The 3,858-nt window shown below is 61.4% G+C and carries 6 protein-coding genes and 1 rRNA gene; 5 read left to right on the top strand and 2 right to left on the bottom strand.

Features of this window, described 5'->3' with window-relative positions:
- Positions 1-56: 56 nt before the first annotated feature.
- From rrf to WT97_RS31345, 4 genes are all read left to right on the top strand, one after another.
- Positions 57-169 (top strand): 5S ribosomal RNA (gene rrf, locus WT97_RS31355).
- Between the two features lie 254 nt (positions 170-423).
- Positions 424-828 (top strand): Cu(I)-responsive transcriptional regulator, encoded by a 405-nt coding sequence (cueR, locus tag WT97_RS31350; RefSeq protein WP_059499818.1) that lies wholly within the window; start codon positions 424-426, stop codon positions 826-828.
- A 215-nt stretch (positions 829-1,043) separates the two neighbouring features.
- Positions 1,044-1,190 carry a DUF3563 family protein gene (locus WT97_RS33865; RefSeq protein ID WP_006478295.1) on the top strand — a complete coding sequence of 49 codons (147 nt, stop codon included), beginning with the start codon at positions 1,044-1,046 and terminating at the stop codon, positions 1,188-1,190.
- A 114-nt stretch (positions 1,191-1,304) separates the two neighbouring features.
- A complete protein-coding gene (locus WT97_RS31345; RefSeq protein ID WP_179949350.1) occupies positions 1,305-1,661 on the top strand; it encodes a hypothetical protein in 357 nt (118 codons plus the stop codon).
- A gap of 15 nt (positions 1,662-1,676) precedes the next feature.
- On the opposite strand, the gene WT97_RS31340 is transcribed toward WT97_RS31345, so the two are convergent.
- Positions 1,677-2,522 carry a 23S rRNA (adenine(2030)-N(6))-methyltransferase RlmJ gene (locus WT97_RS31340; protein WP_059499817.1) on the bottom strand — a complete coding sequence of 282 codons (846 nt, stop codon included), beginning with the start codon at positions 2,520-2,522 and terminating at the stop codon, positions 1,677-1,679.
- A 105-nt stretch (positions 2,523-2,627) separates the two neighbouring features.
- Positions 2,628-3,599 carry an aldo/keto reductase gene (locus WT97_RS31335; RefSeq protein ID WP_060355087.1) on the bottom strand — a complete coding sequence of 324 codons (972 nt, stop codon included), beginning with the start codon at positions 3,597-3,599 and terminating at the stop codon, positions 2,628-2,630.
- Between the two features lie 164 nt (positions 3,600-3,763).
- Here WT97_RS31335 and WT97_RS34435 point away from each other — a divergent pair.
- A partial coding sequence (locus tag WT97_RS34435; protein ID WP_124496677.1) for an SDR family NAD(P)-dependent oxidoreductase occupies positions 3,764-3,858 on the top strand: 95 nt, incomplete at its 3' end.

Below are 3,858 nucleotides of genomic sequence, written 5' to 3'. Positions count from 1 at the left end.
ATTACTGCTTCTTCCAAGATTGGTTGCGCTGCGAAGCAACGCAACAACCCCCTTTGCCTGATGACCATAGCGAGTCGGTCCCACCCCTTCCCATCCCGAACAGGACCGTGAAACGACTCTACGCCGATGATAGTGCGGATTCCCGTGTGAAAGTAGGTAATCGTCAGGCTCCCTAAGCCAAGAACCCCCGCCCGAAAGGCGGGGGTTTTTGCATTTCGGCGCCAAGAAAAAGCACGCGGTGATGCGCGCTCATTCCTCGTAATCCAACCGCGAGCGCGCCAGATCGGTCATCTACGTTTCTGCTGCGTGCCAAGTCCTCCCTCGGAACGAAACCCCGTGATTTGATACGATCGAAGTGTCGTCGACGCGAGTATCCGTCGACGTTCGTGTTCGAAACCTGGACTTGATGAAGAGGGCGGAGGAATGAATATCGGCGACGCGTCGCGCGAATCCGGAGTCAGCGCGAAGATGATCCGGTACTACGAACAAGTCGGCCTTCTTGCGCCGAGCAAGCGTAGCGATGCCGGCTACCGGATCTACGGTGCGGACGAAATTCATATCTTGCGGTTCATCCGCCAGGCGAGACGACTCGGCTTTCTCGTCGAGGACATTCGCAAGCTGCTGATGCTCTGGCAGGATCGCTCCCGCGCCAGCGCCGAAGTGAAATCGATCGCTCTTGAGCACGTGGCCGAACTCGACAAACGCATCGCGGAACTGAGCGACATGCGCGACACATTGGTCGATCTGGCCGCGCACTGCCATGGTGACGGGCGGCCCGAATGCCCGATTTTGGCGCGCCTGGCCGACCCCGTCGGTGAACCAAATTAGTGCAGGCCTTCGAGTCTCAAAACGGGCTCAAACTCAACATCATTAAAAATCAATAAGTTATGGGCAGCGTGGCTGTCTCCATTCCGAATTGGAATGGTCTCCATGCGAGTATTTCACTAGCATCTTGGTGCGGCATCGCTATAATTCGGGATAACCCTATACGGGAAATCCCTGAATTTCGATTCACCAGGGGTCCCTCTTCCTTGGAGAACGTCATGATCGCCTACATCGTCGAAAAGCTGAGCAACTGGTTCGAATCCGCAGAACGTGAGCGCCGTGAGGCCTACCTCGCCACGTCGTCGGACATCGTCCAGCTCGAGAGCCGCATCCGCTCGCTCGAAACCAACGGCTACTCGCTGTAATCGGAGTCACCGTCAGGTGCCGAGCGGCACCGAACGACAAGCAAGCCCCGTATTGACGGGGCTTTGTTTTTTTGTGCGCCGGATCTGGCGAAATCGTCGGCGCAGCGCTATGGTATGGACCTGCTTTTCATCCTGAAGGACACGATCATGCGTTTGCGTGTCGATGTGCGTCGTAGTGCTCGCGCGCGTCTCGTTCTGGGCGCGGCCGTGCTCGTTCATGGCCTCGCGGCCGGTGCCGCGACGTCGTCCAGGCCGCTCGTTCTCGATACGCAGCGCGGCATCCAGGACGGCAAGGGCGGGTTGGTGTTGCAGACGGCACCGTTGTCGTCGGAGCCGATCGTCGAGCCCGCAGGCATGCGGGCCCCGGCCGGGCAGGCGCCGAACACGTCGGTTCCGCTGTTCGTCGCGCCGTATATCAATGTTCCCGCTTGGAGCGGGCAGCCGAGGCTCGCGCCGAGACCGCAGCCGTAACGACCAGTCGCCCGATCAGTTTCCGCGGTGCTCGATCTGACAGCGGGCACCGCTATCCTGGCCCAGCATCTCGACCAGGTAGGGCAGTACCTCTTTCATGCTCTGAGCGAGCGTATACGGCGGATTCAGGATGAACATCCCGCTGCCGTAGAGGCCCAGTCCGTCGGTCGGCGGATTCGATATCGTCAGCGTAAGGTGCAGCCAGTTGTTCGGTTGAAGGCGCTTCAACTGTTCGGGAAAGCGCTGCGATTCCAGCCGCGTGACCTGCGGGTACCAGATTGCATAGCAGCCGGTCGCGAAACGCTTCAGGCATTCCGTCATGCAACTCACCACGCGGGCGTAATCCTTCTTGTCCTCGTAGGACGGATCGATCAGTACGAGTGCACGTCGCGGCGGCGGCGGCAGCAGCGCCTTGATACCTTCGAAGCCGTCGCCGGCGAAGATCATCGCGCGTCGCCCCGCGTCGCGGAAATTGTGGCGCAGCACATCGATTTCCGTCGTGTGCATTTCGAACAGGCGCATCCGATCCTGCTCGCGCATCGACCGCCATGCGATGTACGGGGAGCCGGGATAGAAGTGCAGTTCGCCGTCGGCGTTCAGCGCGCGGACTTCATCCACGTAGTCGCCCAGCGCCTCAGGCAGGTTCTTTTCGTTCCACAGCCGGCCGATGCCGGTATCGAATTCCGACGTCTTCGCGGCATAACCGTCGCGCAGCGAGTACACGCCGGCACCTGCGTGCGTATCGATGTACCAGTACGATTTGTCTTTCTTGTTCAGGTAGCGCAGCAGCTGGACGACGACGGCGTGCTTGAGCACGTCCGCGTGGTTGCCTGCGTGAAAACCGTGACGATAACTGAGCATGGCGGGCTGCCTGAAACGAAAGGTGAATCGATGAAAGCGGATCGTGCGCGGCCGTCAGGCCGGGTGCCGAGGCCGCGTATTGTACGCGAGTGGCCGTGAGTCGCCTTACTCGTATGCGTCGCCGACCACCGCCTCGATGCGTTGCTTCACGTCCAGCGTCAGCTTCGCGGCAACGTCGAGCGCGCGCATGTTGTCGCCGATCTGGTCCACCCGTGATGCGCCCGTGATGACCGAACTCACGCGCGGATTCGCGAGCACCCATGCGATTGCCAATTGGCCGGTATTGCAGCCGAGTTCGGCTGCAATCTCACCGAGCCGTTCGACGATGTCGTTGGCGCTTCGATCGGTCAGGCGTTCGCGCATCCAGTCGTAGCCCTGCAACTGCGCACGGCTGCCGGCCGGCACGCCGTTGCGGTACTTGCCGGTGAGCAGTCCCGACGCCAGCGGGCTCCAGGTCGTGAGGCCGAGACCGTAATCGTCGTAGAGCCGCGCATATTCCTGTTCGACCCGGGTGCGGTGGAACAGGTTGTACTGCGGCTGCTCGACGACCGGCTTGTGCAGATGATGCCGCTCGGCGATCTCGCACGCCGCGCGGATCTCGTCGGCGCTCCATTCCGACGTGCCCCAGTACAGCGCCTTGCCGCGCACGATCATGTCGCTCATCGCCCACACGGTTTCCTCGATCGGCGTATGCGGATCAGGCCGATGGCAATAGACGAGGTCGACATAGTCGAGCTGCAGCCGGCGCAGCGAGCCGTCGATCGCGTTCAGCAGGTATTTCCGGTTCAGCGTGTGGTACTGGTTCGGGGCTTCCGCGAGCCCCCAGAAGAACTTCGTGGACACGATATAGCTGATGCGCGGCCAGTCGAGCGACTTGAGCGCGTGGCCCATGATTTCCTCGGACTTGCCGCCGGCGTAGACTTCGGCGTTGTCGAAGAAATTGACGCCCGCATCGCGGGCCGCGGCGAGGCATTCGCGCGCGACCCGCTGGTCGACCTGATTGCCGTACGTCACCCACGAACCGAGGGAAAGCTCGCTGATCTGCAGGCCGGAGCGGCCTAGCCGTCGATAGTGCATGAGAACCTCCTGTCGAACGGAATCGACCTTAAGCTTAGACGTTTTGCGCGCGAACGGCGGGGCCGATCGTGCACAATGACGGCTGGCACGCCGATACGATTTCGCGATGAGCGCGGATACGGCGGGCGCGTGTTTTATCGATCCGACAACGGGAGGAGACGGACATGGCAGCAGATCTGAGCGGCAAGACCGCAGTCGTCACGGGCGCCGCGAGCGGCATCGGCAAGGAAATCGCGCTGGAGCTGGCCAAGGCAGGCGC

The sequence above is a fragment of the Burkholderia sp. MSMB1459WGS genome (assembly GCF_001534535.1).
Classification (GTDB): domain Bacteria; phylum Pseudomonadota; class Gammaproteobacteria; order Burkholderiales; family Burkholderiaceae; genus Burkholderia.
This window is presented reverse-complemented; position numbering and strand designations above follow the sequence as displayed.